At 67.4% G+C, this 19,075-nt stretch carries 20 protein-coding genes; 13 read left to right on the forward strand and 7 right to left on the reverse strand.

The genetic code is table 11. From position 1 onward, the window contains the following. Window position 1: 1 nt before the first annotated feature. The 5 genes from cobT to PBN85_RS13015 form a co-directional block, all read right to left on the reverse strand. Window positions 2-1,828, reverse strand: coding sequence for a cobaltochelatase subunit CobT (gene cobT, locus PBN85_RS12995; protein WP_037532763.1), 1,827 nt, complete (start codon window positions 1,826-1,828; stop codon window positions 2-4). Continuing rightward, window positions 1,829-2,170, reverse strand: coding sequence for a HepT-like ribonuclease domain-containing protein (locus PBN85_RS13000; protein ID WP_271299254.1), 342 nt, complete (start codon window positions 2,168-2,170; stop codon window positions 1,829-1,831). Further along, window positions 2,160-2,462: a nucleotidyltransferase family protein gene (locus PBN85_RS13005; RefSeq protein ID WP_037532757.1), complete on the reverse strand. Its 303-nt coding sequence runs from the start codon at window positions 2,460-2,462 to the stop codon at window positions 2,160-2,162. The genes PBN85_RS13000 and PBN85_RS13005 overlap by 11 nt, the downstream gene beginning before the upstream one ends. Before the next feature lie 10 nt (window positions 2,463-2,472). Continuing rightward, a complete protein-coding gene (cobS, locus tag PBN85_RS13010; RefSeq protein ID WP_271299255.1) occupies window positions 2,473-3,477 on the reverse strand; it encodes a cobaltochelatase subunit CobS in 1,005 nt (334 codons plus the stop codon). A 153-nt stretch (window positions 3,478-3,630) separates the two neighbouring features. Then, window positions 3,631-4,185, reverse strand: a complete 555-nt coding sequence (locus tag PBN85_RS13015; protein WP_200870372.1) for a J domain-containing protein — start codon at window positions 4,183-4,185, stop codon at window positions 3,631-3,633. 94 nt (window positions 4,186-4,279) lie between these two features. Between PBN85_RS13015 and PBN85_RS13020 the strand changes: the two genes are divergently transcribed. The 6 genes from PBN85_RS13020 (at window position 4,280) to PBN85_RS13045 (ending at window position 8,234) form a co-directional block, all read left to right on the forward strand. Next, window positions 4,280-4,567, forward strand: a complete 288-nt coding sequence (locus PBN85_RS13020) for a BolA family protein (RefSeq protein WP_271299256.1) — start codon at window positions 4,280-4,282, stop codon at window positions 4,565-4,567. Between the two features lie 3 nt (window positions 4,568-4,570). Then, window positions 4,571-5,284: a glutathione S-transferase gene (locus PBN85_RS13025; protein ID WP_271299257.1), complete on the forward strand. Its 714-nt coding sequence runs from the start codon at window positions 4,571-4,573 to the stop codon at window positions 5,282-5,284. Window positions 5,285-5,359: 75 nt separating this feature from the next. Further along, a complete protein-coding gene (locus tag PBN85_RS13030) occupies window positions 5,360-5,809 on the forward strand; it encodes an NUDIX hydrolase (RefSeq protein ID WP_271299258.1) in 450 nt (149 codons plus the stop codon). Then, window positions 5,799-6,698, forward strand: a complete 900-nt coding sequence (locus PBN85_RS13035; protein ID WP_271299259.1) for a pirin family protein — start codon at window positions 5,799-5,801, stop codon at window positions 6,696-6,698. The genes PBN85_RS13030 and PBN85_RS13035 overlap by 11 nt, the downstream gene beginning before the upstream one ends. A gap of 10 nt (window positions 6,699-6,708) precedes the next feature. Beyond that, on the forward strand, window positions 6,709-7,593 hold the full coding sequence (locus tag PBN85_RS13040) for an alpha/beta fold hydrolase (RefSeq protein WP_271299260.1): 885 nt from the start codon (window positions 6,709-6,711) through the stop codon (window positions 7,591-7,593). 158 nt (window positions 7,594-7,751) lie between these two features. After that, window positions 7,752-8,234: an RcnB family protein gene (locus PBN85_RS13045; protein WP_037532743.1), complete on the forward strand. Its 483-nt coding sequence runs from the start codon at window positions 7,752-7,754 to the stop codon at window positions 8,232-8,234. A 33-nt stretch (window positions 8,235-8,267) separates the two neighbouring features. On the opposite strand, the gene PBN85_RS13050 is transcribed toward PBN85_RS13045, so the two are convergent. Beyond that, entirely contained in the window at window positions 8,268-9,374 is a 1,107-nt protein-coding gene (locus PBN85_RS13050) for a DUF2332 domain-containing protein (protein WP_271299261.1), read from the reverse strand. Between the two features lie 86 nt (window positions 9,375-9,460). On the opposite strand from PBN85_RS13050, the gene hisG reads away from it, so the two are divergent. The 7 genes from hisG to thiL all read left to right on the forward strand — a co-directional run bounded on the left by hisG (window position 9,461) and on the right by thiL (window position 16,905). Continuing rightward, the gene (hisG, locus tag PBN85_RS13055) at window positions 9,461-10,099 is read left to right on the forward strand and encodes an ATP phosphoribosyltransferase (protein ID WP_271299262.1); all 639 of its coding nucleotides are present in this window, start codon (window positions 9,461-9,463) and stop codon (window positions 10,097-10,099) included. Beyond that, window positions 10,096-11,391 carry a histidinol dehydrogenase gene (gene hisD / locus PBN85_RS13060; RefSeq protein ID WP_271299263.1) on the forward strand — a complete coding sequence of 432 codons (1,296 nt, stop codon included), beginning with the start codon at window positions 10,096-10,098 and terminating at the stop codon, window positions 11,389-11,391. The genes hisG and hisD overlap by 4 nt, the downstream gene beginning before the upstream one ends. A gap of 385 nt (window positions 11,392-11,776) precedes the next feature. Continuing rightward, on the forward strand, window positions 11,777-14,299 hold the full coding sequence (locus tag PBN85_RS13065; RefSeq protein WP_333781830.1) for a TonB-dependent receptor: 2,523 nt from the start codon (window positions 11,777-11,779) through the stop codon (window positions 14,297-14,299). 9 nt (window positions 14,300-14,308) lie between these two features. Further along, window positions 14,309-14,695, forward strand: coding sequence for a hypothetical protein (locus tag PBN85_RS18980; RefSeq protein ID WP_333781831.1), 387 nt, complete (start codon window positions 14,309-14,311; stop codon window positions 14,693-14,695). Between the two features lie 196 nt (window positions 14,696-14,891). Then, window positions 14,892-15,446 (forward strand): fasciclin domain-containing protein, encoded by a 555-nt coding sequence (locus PBN85_RS13070; protein ID WP_271299264.1) that lies wholly within the window; start codon window positions 14,892-14,894, stop codon window positions 15,444-15,446. Window positions 15,447-15,500: 54 nt separating this feature from the next. Further along, window positions 15,501-15,959 (forward strand): transcription antitermination factor NusB, encoded by a 459-nt coding sequence (gene nusB / locus PBN85_RS13075; RefSeq protein ID WP_152542167.1) that lies wholly within the window; start codon window positions 15,501-15,503, stop codon window positions 15,957-15,959. Between the two features lie 46 nt (window positions 15,960-16,005). Continuing rightward, window positions 16,006-16,905, forward strand: coding sequence for a thiamine-phosphate kinase (gene thiL / locus PBN85_RS13080; protein ID WP_271299265.1), 900 nt, complete (start codon window positions 16,006-16,008; stop codon window positions 16,903-16,905). Between the two features lie 27 nt (window positions 16,906-16,932). Here thiL and PBN85_RS13085 read toward each other — a convergent pair whose 3' ends face one another. Continuing rightward, a complete protein-coding gene (locus PBN85_RS13085; protein WP_271299266.1) occupies window positions 16,933-19,053 on the reverse strand; it encodes a TonB-dependent siderophore receptor in 2,121 nt (706 codons plus the stop codon). Window positions 19,054-19,075: the final 22 nt, after the last annotated feature.

Genomic DNA, 19,075 nt, shown 5'->3' on the forward strand with positions numbered 1-19,075 from the left:
GTCACGGCGTGTCGAACAGGGCGGCGAGCTGTTCGATGATCGTGCCGCCGAGCTGCTCGGCATCCATGATCGTCACCGCCCGCGCATAATAGCGCGTCACGTCGTGGCCGATGCCGATCGCGACCAGCTCGACCGGCGACTTGGCCTCGATCCAGCCGATCACCTGGCGCAGATGACGCTCCAGATAGCTGCCCGAATTGACCGACAGCGTCGAATCGTCGACCGGCGCGCCGTCGCTGATCACCATCAGGATACGCCGCTCCTCGGGCCGCGCGAGCAGGCGGCTGTGCGCCCAGAGCAGCGCCTCGCCGTCGATATTCTCCTTGAGCAGCCCTTCGCGCATCATCAGGCCGAGATTGGTGCGCGCCCGCCGCCACGGTTCGTCCGCTTTCTTGTAGACGATATGGCGGATGTCGTTGAGCCGCCCCGGCTGCGGCGGCCGTCCCGCGGCCAGCCACGTCTCACGCGCCTGCCCGCCCTTCCACGCGCGGGTGGTGAAGCCGAGGATCTCGGTCTTCACACCGCACCGTTCCAGCGTCCGCGCGAGGATATCCGCGCTGATCGCGGCGATGCCGATCGGCCGCCCGCGCATCGATCCCGAATTGTCGATCAGCAGCGTCACCACCGTGTCGCGGAAATCGGTCTCGCGCTCGATCTTGTAGCTCAACGACTGGCCGGGCGTGACGACGACGCGGGCGAGCCGCGCCGCGTCGAGCATGCCTTCGTCCTGATCGAAGTCCCAGGCGCGCGACTGCTGCGCCATCAGCCGCCGCTGCAGCCGGTTGGCGAGCTTCGACACCGCCGATTGCAGATGCGCGAGCTGCTGGTCGAGATAGCCGCGCAACCGCGCCAGCTCCTCGGCGTCGCACAGGTCGGTGGCGGCGACGACCTCGTCGAATTGCGTCGTCCACGGCTTGTATTCGAACTGCGGCATGAAGTCGCTGTTCGGGCGATTGGGGCGGACCGGCTGCATGCCGTCGTCGCCGTCGTCGCCGGGCTCGCCGTCGAGGTCGCTCATCGACTCCTCGCCGGACTCCTCGCCCTCGCCCTCGTCGCTGTCCGCCGGTTGCGATTCGCCGCGGGCATCGACCTCCGCCTCGCCCTCGCCGCCGTCCTGCTGCTCGTCCTCCTCGCCCTCGTCCTGCTGCTGCTCGTCGGTGCCCTCGTCCTCCGAGCCGCCCTCGTCGGCATTTTCGGGCAGCACCTCGCCCTCGACCAGCTCGAGCTCCTCGAGCATCTTCATCGCGAGACTCTGGAAGGCGCGCTGGTCGTCGAGCGCCAGCGCGAGGCTCGACAGGTCGGTGCGTTGATCGATCCAGTCGCGCACCAGCGCGAGACCCGGCGCCGCCGCGGCAGGTGCTTCCAGCCCGGTCAGCCGCTCGCGGACGAGCAGCGACAGCGCGGTGGCGAGCGGCACCTCCTCACGGCTGCGCGCGCGCGTGATCGGATCGCTGCGCATCCTGACGTCGAGCGCCTGGGCGAGATTGTCGGTTATCCCGGCATAGCCACGGCTGCCGAGCGCCTCGACCCGCGCGCCCTCGACCGCGTCGAACACCGAGCGCGCCACTGCCTCGGCCGGCGCATGGCGCTGATGGAGTGCGCTGTCGTGATGCTTGAGCCGCAGCGCGAAGCCGTCGGAAAAGCCGCGCGCCTCCGCCACCTGATCCGCCGGCAGCGTGCGGGCCGGCATCGGTACCTTGATATGCTTGCCCGATTGCGCGGGCGTGTCGGCAGTAAAGCCGAGATCGAGCTCGGGCTCCTCGGCGATCGCGCGCGCCGTGCCGGTGAGGACCGCCTTGAACCGGTCGAGAGGAGTGTCGGTGGCCATTCAGCTGTCCAATGCGCGTTGCGCGGCGTCTCGCAGCGCGGGAATGTCGCGTCGCGCCGTGTCATAGATCACGTGGGGGTCGATCCGGCTATAATCGTGCCGCAGCCGATTACCGAGGCTGCGCACGTCGTTGAACGGTATCGGTAGGCCGAGTGCCGCGGCAGGCTCCGCGCCGATCTGCACCACCGCCTCCGCGATGCGCTCGATACATCGCTCGACGGCATCGACCGTCCGCACGTCGGCGCGGTACCGGCCGAAGTCATAGCCATCGAGATATCCGGCGATCCGGTCGGCATAGAGGACGATATGCTCGAGCCGGCTGCGTATGCGATCAAAAGACATGCACGCGATCCTGATCGACCTGTGCCTGCAACGGCGGCTCCAACGAGGCTTCCGTCATGAAATCGACCTTTGCCCCAAGCATCGCCTCGATCTTCCCCTCGATCCCGAAATAGCCGAACGGGCCGAGCGCGCGGATCGCATCGTAATCGACGCTCGCGACCAGATCGACGTCCGAATCGTCGCGCGCCTCGTCACGCGCGGTCGAGCCGAACATCGACAGCCGGGTGATGCCGAGTTGCCGCAACTCACCCTCGCACGACCGCAACCGCCGCAGCGCTTCGGCCCTCGTCATGCCCGCCTCCTTATGCCTTCCCCACCACGCTTTCCGGCAGGTCCTTGCCGAACACGCGCTGGTAATATTCCGCCACGAGGGAACGTTCGTTCTCGTCGCACTTGTTGAGGAAGCTCAACCGGAAGGCGAAGCCGACATCGCCGAAGATCAGCGTGTTCTGCGCCCAGGTGATCACCGTGCGCGGACTCATCACCGTCGAGATGTCGCCGTTGATGAAGCCCTTGCGCGTCATGTCGGCGACGCGGACCATCTGGTCGACGGTCTTCTTGCCCTCGGGCTTGTCATATTCGCCGGACTTGGCGAGCACGATCTGCGATTCGACCGCGGCGGGCAGATAGTTGAGCGTGACGACGATGTTCCAGCGATCCATCTGACCCTGGTTGATCTGCTGCGTGCCGTGATAGAGGCCGCTGGTGTCGCCGAGGCCGACCGTATTGGCGGTGGCGAACAGGCGGAACCACGGGCTCGGACGGATGACGCGGTTCTGGTCGAGCAGCGTCAGCTTGCCCTCCGTCTCCAGCACGCGCTGGATGACGAACATCACATCGGGGCGGCCGGCATCATATTCGTCGAAGACCAAGGCGGTCGGCGTCTGCAAAGCCCAGGGCAACAGGCCCTCGCGGAATTCGGTGACCTGTTGGCCGTCGCGCAGCACGATCGCGTCGCGCCCGACGAGGTCGATACGGCTGATATGCGCGTCGAGGTTGATGCGGATGCACGGCCAGTTGAGCCGTGCCGCGACCTGCTCGATATGGCTCGACTTGCCGGTGCCGTGATAGCCCTGCACCATCACGCGGCGGTTGTGCGCGAAGCCCGCCAGCACCGCCATCGTCGTGTCGGGATCGAAGACATAGGCGGGATCGAGATCGGGGACGCGTTCGTCCGCCTCGCTGAACGCGGGCACCTGCATGTCGCTGTCGATGCCGAACAGGTCGCGCACGCCGACCATCTTGTCGGGCGCGTCGAGGATCGTCGTCTCGCGGCTGTCAGGCTGGGTATTGGAAATATCGGTCATCGGGTCGGGGCACCGTATCGAAGATGGCAGATCACAGGCGGCCCTCCCCAACGCGCGAAGCGAGCGAATGGCGCAACGGGAAAGCAGTGGAAAGGGATTGTCCTGTCGTCAAGTCGCCGCGGGCGCTGCGCGCTCGGCGTGACGCCGCCGCGCTCACGCGAAGGCCGGCGCCTGTCGCAACTGCTGGTACGCGGCGATCACCGACTGCAGGCGCGCTTCGTGGCTGCGGTCGCCGCCGTTGCGGTCGGGGTGGTAGCGGCGGACGAGCTCCGAATAGCGTTTGCGCAGGGCCTGCCGGTCCGCGTCCGCCGCCAGCCCCAGCACCTTGAGGCTGGCGCGATCCTGCCCGGACAGCGGCTTGCCGTCGCTCCGCTCGGGCGCGACCTCGCGGCGGTAGCGCGCACCGATCGCGTCGAGCGGATCGCTGAAATCGGCCCAGCGCGGCCCGGGATCGCCGGTCCCCGCGCGCGAAAAGGCGCGCGTCTCGCTTTCCCAGCCGGCCATCGGGCGCTGCGCCTGATGGATCTCGTCCGCGGTCATGCCGTCGAAATAATTGTAGCCGCGGTTGAACGCGCGGACGTGGTCGAGGCACATCCAGCGGAAGGCGCCCGGCCCGTTGCCGCTCGCCGCGCCTTCGATCGGCGGCGCGCGGAACTCGCCCGGTTCGGGGCAACCCGGCTCGGCGCAGATCCGCCCCTGTGCTTCCATCCGGCCATGGAACCGCGTCTGCGGCCGGTCCTTCTTGTCACTCGCGCGCGTCACGAACGCTCCCTAATTGGCGCAATGCCGATATATAGGCGCGATGACCGACACCGCCACCGCCGCTCCGCTCGCCGAAATCATCGCCGCCCGGCTCACCGCCGCCCTCGCCCCGAGCCGGCTCGAAGTGCGCAACGACAGCCACCTGCACGCCGGCCATAGCGGCGACGACGGCACCGGCGAATCGCACTTCTCGGTGATCGTCGAGAGCCCCGCCTTCGCCGGACAGAGCCGGGTCGCGCGGCAACGGGCGGTGAACCAAGCCCTCGCCGATCTGTTGTCGACGCGGATCCATGCCCTCGCCATCAAGGCGAGCGCACCGGGAGAATAAGTCATGCGCTATCGCCTGTGGTACTGGCCGACGATCCAGGGCCGGGGCGAGTTCGTCCGGCTCGCCTTCGAAGCCGCCGGCATCGCCTATGACGATTGCGCGCGAATCGAGGGCGCGGAAGCGATGCTCGCCGATCTCGAGACGCGCGCCGCCACCGGTCGCGGCCCCTATGCACCGCCCTATCTGGCGCTCGACGGCCATGCGATCGCGCAGGTCGCCAACATCCTCCAGTTCCTCGGCCAGCAGCACGATCTCGCGCCGTCCGGACTCGCCGACCGCTCCTGGCTCAACCAGGTGCAGCTGACCGTCGCCGACCTCGTCGCCGAGGTGCACAACGTCCACCACCCGGTGGCGATGATGGACTATTATGACCACCAAAAGCCGGAGGCCGCCCGCGCCGCGGCGCAGTTCCGCGAGGAGCGGTTGCCCAAGTTCCTCGATCATTTCGAAGCGGCGGCACGCCAGGGATCGGGCGACTGGCTGTTCGATCATCGCTGGAGCTATGGCGACACCTCGCTGTTCCAGATCGTCGAGGGGCTGCGCTACATGTTTCCGCAGCGGATGGCGACGCTCGAGCCGCGCTATCCGGCGCTGGTGCGGCTGCATGATGCGGTCGCCGATCTGCCGGGAATCCGCGCCTATTGCGCGAGCGAGCGGCGGCTGCCGTTCAACACCGACGGCATCTTCCGCCACTATCCCGAACTCGATGCCGCCTGACCCCCGCGCCGGGAACGGCTGCGTTTCGCAAAACCCGCCTTCGCGCCGCTACCGCAAGCGCGTAGAACGCCGGCCATGGCCCGCATCCCCCGCCCCGCCGCCCGCATCCTGCTCGTCGACGGCGCGAACCGCGTGCTGCTGATGCGCTTCACCCCCGACGACCGGCCACCCCTGTGGTGCACGCCGGGCGGCGCGGTCGACCCGGGCGAAAGCTATGCCGAGGCGGCGCGGCGCGAATTGTGGGAAGAGGTCGGCCTGACCCGCGACTGCGGTCCGGAGGTCGCGCAGCGCACCTGCGAGTTCCTGACCTTCGAAGGCGTCGAGGTGACCGCCGACGAACGCTATTTCCGTGTCGGCGTCGACTCGCACGCGGTGCGCGCCGGAGCGCTGACCCCGCTCGAACAGCGCGTGCTGGCGGGATCGCGCTGGTTTGCGCGCGACGAACTGGCCGACTGGCCAGAGATTATCTATCCTGCTGATCTTGAACAGCTTCTCAGCGAAACGGACCCACGCCATGCTGGATGACTTCGTGCTGCAGACGATCACCCCGGTGACGCACGACCTGGGCGGCTTCAAGGTGCACCGCACCCTGCCCAACAAGGAACGCACCATGGTGGGGCCGTTCCTGTTCTTCGACCAGATGGGGCCGGCGCATCTGGAGGTCGGCAACGGCATCGACGTGCGGCCGCATCCGCACATCAACCTCGCGACGGTGACCTATCTGTTCGACGGCGCGATCGATCATCGCGATTCGCTCGACACGCGCCAGCGGATCGAGCCGGGCGCGGTCAATCTGATGACCGCGGGCCATGGCATCGTCCATTCCGAACGCTCGCCCGGCGACGAGCGTGACGCGGGGCCGGCGCTGTCGGGGATCCAGACCTGGCTGGCGCTGCCCGAGGCGCAGGAGGAAACCGATCCAGCCTTCGAGCACGTCGCCAAGGCGGCGCTGCCGACGCTCGCCGCGCATGGCGTGCGGGCGCGCATCATCATGGGCGAATTATGGGGCCAGCGCGCGCCGACCACCACCTATGCCGGCACGATCTACGCCGACATCGTGCTCGATCCCGGCGCGAGCGTGCCGGTCGACGCGGCGGCGGAGGAACGCGCGGTCTATCTTGCGATCGGCGAGGCGAGCCTGGAGGGCGTGCCGCTCGAACCGATGAAGCTCTACGTGCTGCGGCCGGGCATCGCCGCGACGCTGCGCTCGTCGCAGGGCGGCCGGGTGATGCTCGCCGGCGGCGACGCCTTCCGCACGCCGCGCCACGTCTGGTGGAATTTCGTCTCGTCGAGCCGCGAGCGGATCAACGAGGCGAAGCGCGCGTGGAAGGCGGGCGAGTTTCCGGTCGTGCCGGGGGACGACAAGGAGTGGATCCCGATCCCCGCGGTCCCCAACACGGTCAGCTATCCGTGAACCGCCGGCCGTGACCTTGCCCGCGCTGCGCCGCATCGCTTTGTCCACCGGCGTCGAGCTCGATGTCGCGATCGCCGGCGACCCGACGCAGCCGCCGGTGATCCTGCTGCACGGCTTTCCCGAATCGCACCGGACGTGGCGCGGCATCCTCCCCGATCTGGCGCGCGACCATTACGTCGTCGCGCCCGACCAGCGCGGCTTCGCGCGCTCGTCCAAACCCGACGGGGTCGAGGCCTATGCGGCAGACGCGATCCTCGCCGATCTGATCGCGCTCGCCGATAGGCTGGCGATCGATCGCTTCACGCTCGTCGGCCACGATTGGGGCGGCGCGATCGCCTGGATGGCGGCGCTCGCCCGGCCCGACCGGGTCGCGCGGCTGGTCATCGTCAATGCGCCGCACCCCTTCCTTTTCCAGCGTGCGCTGTTCGACGATCCTGCGCAGCGCGCGGCGAGCCAATATATCCGCCGCTTCCGCGATACGACGATCGATCAGGGGCTGACCGGCGCCGGCCTCGAGCGCTTCTTCGGCTCGACGTTCGCGCAGCATGTCACGCAGGCGATCGCCGGGCCGGACAAGGCCGCCTATCTCGACGAATGGGCGCAGCCCGGCGCGATGACCGCGATGCTCAACTGGTATCGCGCCTCCGGCGTCATCGTCCCCGCCCCCGACGAGGTCCCGCCGCGCCCGGCCTTCCTCGACCGCCCCTTCCCGCCGGTGACGCAGGACACTTTGGTGATCTGGGGGATACGCGATCGGGCGCTGCTGCCTGCCCTGGTCGACGATCTCGGCCCCTATGTGCCGCGGCTGACCGTCGCCAAGATCGACGCGGGGCATTTCGTGCCGTGGGAAGCACCCGAGGCGGTCGTCGCGGCGATGCGGGACTGGCGGATCTGACCGGACGCGGTCCGATACGTATCAGATCGAGATCGATATTTGGCTTTCGCTAAGCTGACCAAAACATTCCTCATGCGTTCAGGCGCTTGGGCGGAAAAGGCCGCCATGCCCCTCACCGTTCCGGCGGATGAGGGCGCGCCACAGAGGAGTTTTCACTGATGCGTAAGTTCATCATCGCCGCCGTTGCCGCAGCGACCATCCTGCCCGCCGCCGCGGCGAGCGCGCAGAGTGCGCGTGAGGTCCGGCAGAGCGAACGCGAAGTCCGCCAGAGCGAGCGCGATCTCGCCCGCGCGCGCGCCTATGGCGACCGTGGCGACATCCGCGACGCGCGCCGCGAAGTGCGCGAGGATCGCCGCGAGCTGCGCGAGGATTGGCGCGACTATCGCCGCAGCCATGCCAACGTCTATCGCCGCGGCGCCTATAACGGCCCACGCGGCTATCGCTATCGCCCGGTGACCGCCGGTTATCGCTTCGCGCCGGAATATTACGGCCAGCGGTATTGGATCAACGATTACGGCACCTATCGCCTGCCGCGCCCGGGCTACGGCTATCAGCGCTGGGTGCGCTACGGCAATGACGTCGTGCTGGTCGACACCCGCTCGGGCCGCGCGGTGCAGGTCTACAACCGCTTCTTCTACTGATCCGCTGCGGGGAGGGTCCGCCCTCCCCGCCCGTCAGTCGCCGTCCGCCTCATAGGCGCCGCGGCGCATGACGTAATCGCGCGTCTCGAACGGCGGCGCGAGCCCCTCCACCCAGGCGCCGTGCGCGTGGGTGAGCGCGACCAGCTCCATCGGCGTCCCGCCCGGCCAGCCGCGCACCCGCACCTCGTGCCGGTGAAGATCGCGATTGGGCTCCATCATCACCCAGCCGAGCGGCCGGTCGGCGGTGGCGCGGGCGCCGGCCGCCGCCATCGCGGCGACGATGCGCGCGCGGCCCGCGGCGGGCAGATATTGCCACACCACCGAATGCATCAGCACCCGCGTCACGCCCGCCGCCTGCGGTTCGGCGAGCCGCGCCTCGACCCAATCGGCCGCGTCGCCCTCGTCCAGCGCGACGCCCTGCATGCGGACCAGAGCGATCGCCGCATCGAGCCGCGCCAGCCGCTCCTGCGCATCGACCCAGACATAGGCGGCGAGCCGCGCCGCCTGCGCCGGGTCGCCGACATCGACCGGGGCGATATCGACACCGCGCGCGCCGGTCACCTCGACCGGCACGGCGGGCGGCGCCACCCCGCGCCAGTCCGGCACGAGCCGCACCGCCGCCGCCTCCGGCCCGACCGTGACCCCGCCGAGATCGAAGCCATACCGGCCGAGCATCAGGTTGAGCCCGGCGCTCGATCCGATCTCGAGCAGTTCGATCCGTGGTCCATAGCGCTGCGCGAGATGCAGCAGCCCGGTCATCAGCCCTGCCGATCGCGCCGCCTCATTGGTCTGCGGCGGCCCGTCGAGCCACGGCAGCAGCCGCGCGTCATGGTCTCGCACCACCTCAGCGATGATCGCCGCCACCGCGTCCACGTCGGAAACCGCGCCGTTGAACACCGAGGACAGTGCGGCGTCGGCGCCGGCGCGGTGCAGCGCGTGCAGACCGCCGACCAGCCGCAGCACCAGCGCATCGGCGATCGGCTCGCCCGGCCAGTCGAGCACCCGCCGCCCGGTCGCGCTGGTACGGTCGAGCACCTGCCCAAGCGCGGTGCAGACCCGCGCGGTGATCGGCGCGGCCATCGCGGCGCAATAGTCGGCCTGCACCGGGAACGCCTGCCGATTGTCCGACTCACCTGCCATCGCCCGCCTCCTGCCGGCGCGTGTTGCGCGCATCCCGGCCCGTCAGTAAAGCCCGACCCGTGTCGACACCCCCATTAGTCATCGCCGTGCCGAAAGGCCGTATCCTCGCCGAAGCGCTGCCGCTGCTGGCGCGCGCCGGTATCCGGCCCGAACCCGCGTTCGGCGACGAGGCCAGCCGCGCGCTGCGCTTCGCCACCGATGTGCCGCATATCGAGCTGATCCGCGTCCGCGCCTTCGACGTCGCGACCTTCGTCGCGCATGGCGCGGCGCAGCTCGGTATCGTCGGGTCGGACGTGATCGCCGAATTCGGCTATACCGAGCTCTACGCGCCGGTCGACCTCGGCATCGGCCATTGCCGCATCTCGGTCGCCGAACCCGCGGCGATGGCGGCGCATGACGATCCGCGCGGCTGGAGCCACGTCCGCGTCGCCACCAAATATCCGCACATCACCGCCGCGCATTTCGCGGCGCGCGGCGTCCAGGCCGAATGCGTCAAGCTCAACGGCGCGATGGAGCTGGCGCCGACGCTCGGCCTCGCGCCGCGCATCGTCGACCTCGTCTCCTCGGGCAAGACGTTGAAGGAAAACGGCCTGGTCGAGGTCGAGGTGATCGCGGAGGTGACCAGCCGGCTGATCGTCAACCGTGCCGCGATGAAGACCCGCGCCGAGGTCGTGCCGCTGGTCGAGGCGTTCCGCCAGGCGGTCGTGCAGGAGCAGGCGGCATGATCCGCCTCGACACGCGCGATGCCGGCTTCGCCGATGCCTTCACCGCGCTGGTCGACGGCCGCCGCGAAGCCTCCGCCGACGTCACCCGCGACGTCGCCGCGATCATCCGCGCGGTGCGTGACGAGGGCGAGGCGGCGGTGGCCGCCTTCACCCGCAAGCTCGACCGCCACGATCTGTCCGACACCGGCTGGCAGATCGAACCCGCCGCCTGTGCGGCGGCCTATGCCGCGCTCGACCCGGCGCTGCGCGACGCGCTCGACCTCGCCGCCGCGCGCATCCGCGCCTATCACGAGCGGCAGCGGCCCGCCGACAGCGACTATACCGATGCCGCCGGCGTCCGCCTCGGCGCGCGCTGGCGCGCGGTCGATGCCGCCGGGCTGTACGTACCGGGCGGCCGCGCCGCCTACCCCTCGTCGCTGCTGATGAACGCGATCCCCGCCAAGGTCGCCGGGGTCGAGCGGCTGGTGATGGTGACTCCGACACCGGACGGCCAGATCAACGACCTCGTCCTCGCCGCCGCGCATCTCGCCGGCGTCGACGAGGTGTGGCGGATCGGCGGCGCGCAGGCGATCGCCGCGCTCGCCTACGGCGCGGGCCGCATCCGGCCGGTCGACGTCATCACCGGCCCCGGCAATGCCTGGGTCGCCGAGGCGAAGCGGCAGGTCTATGGCGTCGTCGGCATCGACATGGTCGCCGGCCCCAGCGAGATCGTCGTGGTGGCGGATGCGCGCAACGACCCGCAATGGACCGCCGCCGACCTGCTCAGCCAGGCCGAGCATGACGTCACGACGCAATCGATCCTGTTCACCGACGATGCCGATTACGCGACCCGCGTCGCCGCGGCGGTCGAGGACGAGCTGGCGATCCTGCCCACCGCCGCGGTGGCGCGCACCGCCTGGGAGGCGAACGGCGCGATCATCGTCGTCGAATCGCTCGACGCCGCCTGCCCGCTCGTCGACCGGCTCGCGCCCGAACATCTCCAGCTCGCGGTCGACGATCCGCAGGCGCTGTTCGACCGCGTCCGCCACGCCGGCAGCGTCTTCCTCGGCCGCCATACGCCCGAGGCGATCGGCGATTACGTCGCCGGCCCCAACCACGTCCTGCCGACCGGCCGCCGCGCGCGCTTCGCCAGCGGCCTGTCGGTGCTCGATTTCATGAAGCGCACCAGCTTCCTCGGGCTGGACGAAGCCGCACTGGCGACGCTCGGCCCGGCGACGGTGGCGCTCGCGCATGCCGAGGGGCTGCCGGCGCATGCGCGCTCGGTGGCGCTGCGGCTGCGGTTGAATCGGTGATCAACGTCACGCCGCAGTGATTCGCGCGCTTTCGGCCTCGCTCCGGGATGCGCAGGCCATTAGTCATACGCTTGACTAACCTATCGATTTTACCGAGGCGTCTTCGGCCGGCGCGCGAGTAGAGCATCAATATATTGCACTCCTCGCCTATCGGTACCAGCATTACGTTAACTGGTCACTTACCTTAAAACATTCTTTGCGCAGGAATTTCTGATTCTCTAATTATTTGAAATACCGCCACTTCTTTAGCTGCCGTGTGGCAGCTATGGCACAACTACAGCCAGACCTTTCACGCGGTCACTCACAAATATTGACGCCGAATCATTAAGTCTGACAATTGCAGGAACCAGGCAAACTGGGATCGAAGCAATGGGGAGGGGGCTTTATGACGCGCACTGTGTTGTGGGCGTCCGCAGCGCCGTTATCGTTCGTCGCCGCACATGCGACCGCACAAACATTGACGCCTCGACAGGTGGACTTGCCATCCATCGTGGCAAACGCCGCGGTTACACAAAGTAAATCCGGCGACAACGTCGATCACGATGGTGCGACGGCGGCAAACCTATCAACCGATGAGGACGCCCAAACAGACGACATCGTGGTCACGGGCTACCGCGCAAGCCTTGGCACCGCGCAAGGCATCAAGCGCAATTCCGATGCGATTGTCGACGTGGTGGTGGCTCAAGACATCGGCAAGCTACCGGACAATACCGCCGCCGAGTCGCTGGCACGCGTTACCGGCATACAGGTCAGTCGCTATAGCGACGAAGTAAACGGCGTGCTGGTGCGCGGTCTGCCGGACGTGGCGACGACCGTGAATGGGCGCGACATTTTCACGGCCGAAGGACGCCGCGTTGCCTTGCAGGATTTCCCCGCGGGCGCCCTGCAGGCGATCGAGGTGTACAAGTCGGGCACCGCAAACCTGCTGGAGCCGGGCTTGGCAGGCCTGATCAATGTACGGTCCTTCCGCCCCTTCGATTTCACCGATCGCGGACTGACCTTGGCCGGCGGCCTGCGCGGGACTTATAACGATCAGGACAAGAAGAAAGACCCGTCCGGCAACCTGTTACTGAGCTACAGGGCCGATACGCCGGTCGGTGAGATCGGTGTGCTTATCAACGGATCCTACACGCAGTCGACCTATCGCAACGCAGTCCGCTACGGTGAGGGTTTCATCGCCAGCCCCGCCGATGGCACCGATATCACCGTGCTCCCCCCATCGGTCGGAATGGCGTTCAAAATTCCGTACCGGATCGGCGTCTACAACGACAGCGGTCGCCGGTGGCGGCCGGCGGCCAATGCGAGCGTCCAGTGGAAGCCCGCCAGCAATTTCGAGCTCTATTACGATTTCATCTATCAGGGCTATCGGGGGGATACGGCTGCCGATTGGTTCGGCGAATATCTTCTGGCCGACAAGGTGACGCTGAGCAAAGTCGTCTTGAAGGATGGCCATCCCGATCAGGTGTCGACGCTAACGAAGTCCGGCGGCGATCCGGCGGAAATGTATCGCAGCACCACGCATGGTCAAACTGATACCCTTCAGGCTGCGGGTGGAGGCAAATGGGACATCGGTCGCGCCCATCTGTCGACTGACCTCGCCTATACCCGCAGCCGGTATACCAGCCGCGCCTGGAGCTTCGATTCCAAGACGGCGGCACCGCTCACGACTGACGTCAACTTCTTCGTAGACAACGGCGTTTCATTCAGCGCGCCGGGCTTCGACGCCGCCAATCCGGCGAATTATATTTGGCGGGGCTATTACGAGGCGGACTATGTCACCAAAGGCGCAGGGTGGCAGTGGCGCGCCGACCTCGACCTCGACACCGACCTGACGATTGTGCCGCGGCTGCAATTCGGCGCCCGCTATACCAATCGCGATGCGTCGCTGCAAAACGGCAACCGTTACGCCTATACACCCGACCTGAACATTCCGCTCGACCAGACCCCGACCGGGACGTTGAGCCTCACGCAAAACACGTTTCGAGGCAATCAAGGCTTTACCGGCTGGCTGATGCCGAGCCGTGACGGCATTGCCGGCAATGCCTTGGAGCTGCGACAATATGCTTATCACGCCTTGCAGCAGCTGGTCATGCTTCACCCCGACGATAGCGGCTATCAGAAAGCCCTGACAAAGTTTTCGCGATTGACCGTTCAGCACGATCCTTTGGCTGCATACTATGCGCGGGAAAAGACGTTCGCCTTCTATGGGCAAGGCAAGTATGAATTCGAGATCGGCGACATCCGGTTCGATGGCCTGTTCGGTGCGCGTGTGATCAACACGGTGGGCCTATACAGTGGCACATCCAACATCACGATCGGTACGAATACGTTCACCAAAGCGGAAGCTCGGGGGTCGAATTACCTTGATATCCTCCCGAATATAAGCCTGCGGATCAGGCCGACTGAGAAGTTTCAAATTCGATTTGGAGCCACAAAGACTGTAACTCGACCATCGTTCCAACAACTCAATCCGGCCGTCAGCCTTTCGGAAAACACGTCATCCCGGACAAATGCCGACGGCAGCCCCAAGGTTCAGGTTCCGGACACGCAGTATCCCATCGGCTTGCAGGGACGCCCCGACTTTTATGCGAGCGGCGGCAACCCGAATTTGGTCGCCTTGACGTCAAGGAATTATGACGCTTCCTTTGAATATTATTTTTCCAAAAACGCTTCTTTGACGGCCGCGATCTTCTACCGTGATCTTTTCGGCTTTACGAGCAATTATACCACGCGCGTTGCCGATCCTGTATACGGGGTGATCGAAATCAAACAGCCCGCCAACGCCGGCGCCGGCAGAATAAAAGGCGTCGAAGTCGGGGGCCAATCGTTTCTGGATTTCCTGCCCGGCCTGCTCAGCGGTCTGGGGATACAGGCGAATGCCACCTACCTGCAGGGCACGAACCAATAACCCGTATCGGTGCTGAAAACACTGGGCGCCACAGGCCCCGCCCCCTTCGTCAAGATCCCAGGTCTGTCGAAATGGAGCTATAATGTCGCATTGTTCTTCGAGAAAGATGCGATTTCGACCCGTCTGTCTTACAACGGGCGATCGTCCTTCCTGAACGGCAACTTCTTCAATCCGTCAGGAAAATTCGTCGGCGGGGAAGGTACGCTCAAGGTCGTGCGCCTCGACTATTCCTTCAATTACACACCTGTACCGGCCATCACGCTGACGGTGGACGCGACCAATCTGCTGGCGACGCCCTTCAATAACTATCGGCAATACGCACCGGATGCCTATTATCCGCGGGATATACGGGATGAAGGCCGATATTACGGGCTGGGTGCGCGCTTCCGCTTCTAACGCGAGACGCGAACCGGGATGGCGTGCCCGGCTGATCCGCTGGCTCGCCATCCATCGCCGGCTCCGGGCAAATGGGCAGGCCCCCACCCTGCCCCCCCGTCACAGAAACGATCGGCACGCCGCATCCCGCGCGCCGTCGGCGACGTACCTGTGTGCAGCGACCCGTAGGGGGAGCGCCATGGACAAGGATGCACGCATGACCACGCTTCAGTTCCGCACCGCGATCGCCGCGATTGCCCTGCTGGCCGCAGGCCCGGCGATCTCGGCTGCCCGCAACCCGATGGTTGGCGGTGCCGCCATGTATCCGACCAAGACGATCGTCGAGAATGCGGTCAATTCGAAGGACCACACCACGCTGGTCGCCGCGGTCAAGGCAGCGGGCCTCGTCGATACGCTGTCCGGCCCCGGCCCGTTCACCGTCTTCGCGCCGACCAACGCAGCCTTCGCCAAGCTGCCCGCCGGCACCGTCGACACGCTGGTCAAGCCGGAGAACAAGGCGACGCTGACCAACATTCTCACCTATCACGTCGTCGCCGGCACGATGACCTCGAAGCAGATCGCCGCGGCGATCAAGGCGGGCGGCGGCAAGGCGACGCTGACCACCGTGCAGGGTGAGCCGCTGACCGCCTCGATGATGGGCGGTCGCCTGACGCTGACCGACGCCAAGGGCGGCATGAGCCATGTCACGATCAAGGACGTGATGCAGTCGAACGGCGTGATCCATGTCGTCGATACGGTGCTGATGCCCTGAGCCGAAACGGCAAAGGGGTGACGGATGCCGCGCGGGCGACTACATGCCCGCGCGATGTCCCGAAGCTCGAACCGCACCCAGGCGCGCGCCGCCGCCCGCCTCGCCGCCGTCCAGGCGCTCTACCAGCGTGAAATGGAGGGGACGGCCGTGCCCGCTCTGCTTCACGAATTCCACCACCACCGGCTCGGGGCGACGATCGAGGACGCGGAATATGCCGATGCCGACGTCGACTTCTTCGACGATCTGGTCACCGGCACCACCGCGCGCAGCGGCGAGATCGATCTGGCGATCGAGAACAAGCTCGCCACCGGCTGGACGCTGGCGCGGCTCGACAAGCCGATGAAGGCGATCCTGCGCGCCGGCACCTACGAGCTGATGGCGCGACGCGACGTCCCGGTCGGCGCGACGATCAGCGAATATGTCGATGTCGCCCATGCCTTCTACGAGCGTCGCGAGGCGGGATTCGTCAACGGCCTGCTCGACGGCATCGCCAAGGACGTGCGGGCGTCCTGAGTCGCGCGTGCCTGCCGCGCCCGGTCGCCGCGCGGACGCTGCGGCGATGACTGAGGCGGAGTTCCTCGCTGCGTTGCGCCTGCTGCCGCTGCATCCCTCGGCACGCGGTCTGCGCGACGACAGCGCGCGTCTGATCCACGCGCCGCTCGTCGTCACCACCGATACGCTGGTCGAGCGCGTCCATTTCCTCAGCGACGATACGCCGCAGGATGTCGCGTGGAAGCTGGTCGCCGCCAATCTGTCCGACATCGCCGGCAAGGGCGCCAAGCCCGACGGCATCCTGCTCAACTATCCCCTGTCGGACGATGCCTGGGACCGCGCTTTCCTTGCCGGGCTCGGCGAGGTGCTCGCCGCCTGCGGCACGTCGCTACTCGGCGGCGATACGGTGACGCTGCCGGCGGGGGCGCCGCGGGTGCTCACCGTCACCGCCTTCGGCTGCGACACGCCCGCGCCGCCGCGCGGTGGCGCCGGCGAGAATGACGCCCTGTGGGTGACCGGGACGATCGGCGATGCCGGCGCCGGGCTGGCGATCGCCCAGGGCGCGGCGGGGCCGGCCGAACTGGCGGCGCGCTACCGCCGGCCGCAGCCGCGCATCGCCGAGGGGCGCGTGCTTAGCCGCATCGCGCATGCGATGATGGACGTCAGCGACGGCCTGCTGATCGACGCGAGCCGGATGGGCGAGGCAAGCGGGCTCGCCGTGCACCTCGACCTTGCCGCGGTGCCGCTGTCGGCCGCCTATCGCGCCTTCGCCGGCGACGATCGCGACGCCCGGCTGACGGCGGCGACGGCGGGCGACGATTACGAGCTGCTGTTCGCGATGCCCGCCAACACCGTCCCGCCGGTGCCGGCGACCCGCATCGGCCGCTTCGCCCGCGGCACCGGCCTGCGGCTGTCCGACGGCGCCGCGACGGTGCCGCTGCCGGCGCGGCTCGGCTTCGAACATTAGCCGGCCGCGCCGCCGGGCGGGACGCGCTCAGAAGCGGTAGCCGAGCGAGAGCATGACGTTACGCGGCGCGGTGTTGAAACAGTCGCCACGCGCCAGACAGATGGCGAAGACCCGTTTGTCGAGCAAATTGGTGGCGTTGAGCGACAGCCGCCAGCGGTCCCGCTCCAGCTCGGCGAGCGCATCGATCATCGTCCGACCCGGCGTGACGATCGTCCATACCGGGCTGCTCGACACCTGTTCGCCGAGATAACGGATGCCGACGCCCAGTCGCAGGTCCGCCACCTGCCCGACGAACGTCTTGCTGCCCCAGGCCGAGGCGACATCCTCGGCCGCCCAGCCGGACGCGACGCTGTCGCCGGTGAGATGATTGTGGCCATAGGCAAGCGTCAGTTCGGTACGTCCGGGCAGGCTGCGCGTCGCCTCGACCTCGAAGCCGCGCGTCGTCAGGGCGCCCGCCTGGATCTGGCCGAGTGGATTGGCCGGGTCGGCGACCGGCCGGTTGCGTTCGCGGATGCGGAAGGCGGTGACCGTCACCAGCGTCGCGGGCTCCGGCTGCCATTTCACGCCCGTCTCATATTGCACGCCGGTCTGCGGCTTGAACGCTGCACCGCTGCTGGTGTCGCCGGCGATCGGCTGGAAGCTTTCGGTATAGCTGAGGAAGGGCGAGATCCCGGCCGCGAGTTCGCCGATGATGCCGGCGCGATAGGTCGTGGCGGTATCGCGCGTCCGCTCCGTCTCGCCCGAAGCCCGTTGCAGCGTCGCGCCGCGTACCCGGTCGTGGCGCGTGCCGAGCACCACCGAGATGCGGTTCCACAGGCGGATCTGATTTTGGAGATAGAGGCCGAGCTGCGTCTGCTCGCTGCGGCTGAACGGCGCGACGAGCGGCGGTTCGATGATCGCGGCGCGATCGATCGCATAGAGGTCGATCACCTGCCGTGCGAGGTTGCTGCTCTTGCCGACCCGGTTCCAGCTGTAATCGACGCCGGCGAGCAACCGATGTTCGATCGCCTCGCCGGTATGAAAGCGGGCCTGAAGCGTGTTGTCGGTGGAGAAGACCGCCATCCGCGCCACCACCGAACTGGCGTACAGGCCGATGCGACGGCCGTTGCTGCCCGGCAGATAGGGATCGGCGGGATTGCTGTAGCTGTTGGTATAATGGGTGAAATAGTCGAGGTGGCTGTCGATGTAGCGCGCCTTGAGGCTCAGCGTGACGGCATCGCTGACATGATGTGTAACCGCGGCCCCGCCTTGCAGCAGCCGGCCGGCGTAGCGGTCGTACCCGGGCTTGCCGAGGAACAGATAGCGCGGCAGCGGCGGATTGTCGCGATTGGCGCGCAGCGTGCCGACGATCGGCAGGAAGTTGCTCGTCGAGCCGCTATCGTCTTTCTGGTACAGGCCGATCAGCGTCACCTCGCTGCGGGACGATGGCCGCCAGGTCAGCGACGGGGCGAGCAGCACCCGGTCGTCGGGCACATGCGCGACATAGGTGCCCGCCTCCCGCACGCGCGCGACGATCCGCCCGGCGACGGTGCTGCCGGCGACGCCGTTGAGATCGGCGAGCACCTCCTTGCGGCCGTAACTGCCATAGGTCACGCCGACCTCGCCGGCGTCGGCGAAGTTCGGGGTCTTCGACACCAGGTTGATGATGCCGCCGATCGCCCCCTGTCCGAACAGGACCGAGGCGGGGCCGCGGACGATCTCCACGCGCGAGAAATTATAGGGATCGGCGGTGATGCTGGCATAGACCGCGGCGATGTCGCGCATGCCGTCGCGGAATTGCAGCGCATCGACGCCGCGGATCTTGAAGCTGTCGACGCGGGTGTCGCGGCCGAAGCTGCCCGCACTGACCCCGGCGGCATAGCGGACGGTGTCGGCAATGTTGATCGCGCCCTGTGCCCGGTACAGGCCATCGGTGATGACGGTGAGCGGCTGCGGCACCTGCAGGATCGGCGTCGCCGTCTTGGTGCCGGCATAGGTGTCGTCGCGCCGCCCCTCGACGAGGATGTCGTCGGACGCTTCCCTTTGGTCGCCCGCCGGCGTCGACTGCTGCGCGGCCGCATCGGCATGATGCTGACCCGTTTCAGCACGGATCGACGACGGGATCAGCGCGGCCAGCGCCGCGCCTGCTAAAAGTAGAGTGGAACGCATATACCCCCCTGTTGATGGGGTG

Origin of the sequence: Sphingomonas sp. CV7422 (assembly GCF_027945725.1) — a bacterium.
Lineage (GTDB): Bacteria > Pseudomonadota > Alphaproteobacteria > Sphingomonadales > Sphingomonadaceae > Sphingomonas > Sphingomonas kyungheensis.

Bases quoted from the DNA above. Each gene is read 5' to 3' on its own strand.
- PBN85_RS13050 (WP_271299261.1), bottom strand. From the start codon at position 9,374: ATGGCAGGTGAGTCGGACAATCGGCAGGCGTTCCCGGTGCAGGCCGAC.
- PBN85_RS13035 (WP_271299259.1), top strand. From the start codon at position 5,799: ATGCTGGATGACTTCGTGCTGCAGACGATCACCCCGGTGACGCACGAC.
- PBN85_RS13070 (WP_271299264.1), top strand. From the start codon at position 14,892: ATGACCACGCTTCAGTTCCGCACCGCGATCGCCGCGATTGCCCTGCTG.
- PBN85_RS13030 (WP_271299258.1), top strand. From the start codon at position 5,360: ATGGCCCGCATCCCCCGCCCCGCCGCCCGCATCCTGCTCGTCGACGGC.
- PBN85_RS13020 (WP_271299256.1), top strand. From the start codon at position 4,280: ATGACCGACACCGCCACCGCCGCTCCGCTCGCCGAAATCATCGCCGCC.
- cobS (WP_271299255.1), bottom strand. From the start codon at position 3,477: ATGACCGATATTTCCAATACCCAGCCTGACAGCCGCGAGACGACGATC.
- PBN85_RS13025 (WP_271299257.1), top strand. From the start codon at position 4,571: ATGCGCTATCGCCTGTGGTACTGGCCGACGATCCAGGGCCGGGGCGAG.
- PBN85_RS13000 (WP_271299254.1), bottom strand. From the start codon at position 2,170: ATGTCTTTTGATCGCATACGCAGCCGGCTCGAGCATATCGTCCTCTAT.
- hisD (WP_271299263.1), top strand. From the start codon at position 10,096: ATGATCCGCCTCGACACGCGCGATGCCGGCTTCGCCGATGCCTTCACC.
- PBN85_RS13005 (WP_037532757.1), bottom strand. From the start codon at position 2,462: ATGACGAGGGCCGAAGCGCTGCGGCGGTTGCGGTCGTGCGAGGGTGAG.
- PBN85_RS13015 (WP_200870372.1), bottom strand. From the start codon at position 4,185: ATGGAAGCACAGGGGCGGATCTGCGCCGAGCCGGGTTGCCCCGAACCG.
- nusB (WP_152542167.1), top strand. From the start codon at position 15,501: ATGTCCCGAAGCTCGAACCGCACCCAGGCGCGCGCCGCCGCCCGCCTC.
- PBN85_RS13065 (WP_333781830.1), top strand. From the start codon at position 11,777: ATGACGCGCACTGTGTTGTGGGCGTCCGCAGCGCCGTTATCGTTCGTC.
- cobT (WP_037532763.1), bottom strand. From the start codon at position 1,828: ATGGCCACCGACACTCCTCTCGACCGGTTCAAGGCGGTCCTCACCGGC.
- PBN85_RS13045 (WP_037532743.1), top strand. From the start codon at position 7,752: ATGCGTAAGTTCATCATCGCCGCCGTTGCCGCAGCGACCATCCTGCCC.
- thiL (WP_271299265.1), top strand. From the start codon at position 16,006: ATGACTGAGGCGGAGTTCCTCGCTGCGTTGCGCCTGCTGCCGCTGCAT.
- PBN85_RS13085 (WP_271299266.1), bottom strand. From the start codon at position 19,053: ATGCGTTCCACTCTACTTTTAGCAGGCGCGGCGCTGGCCGCGCTGATC.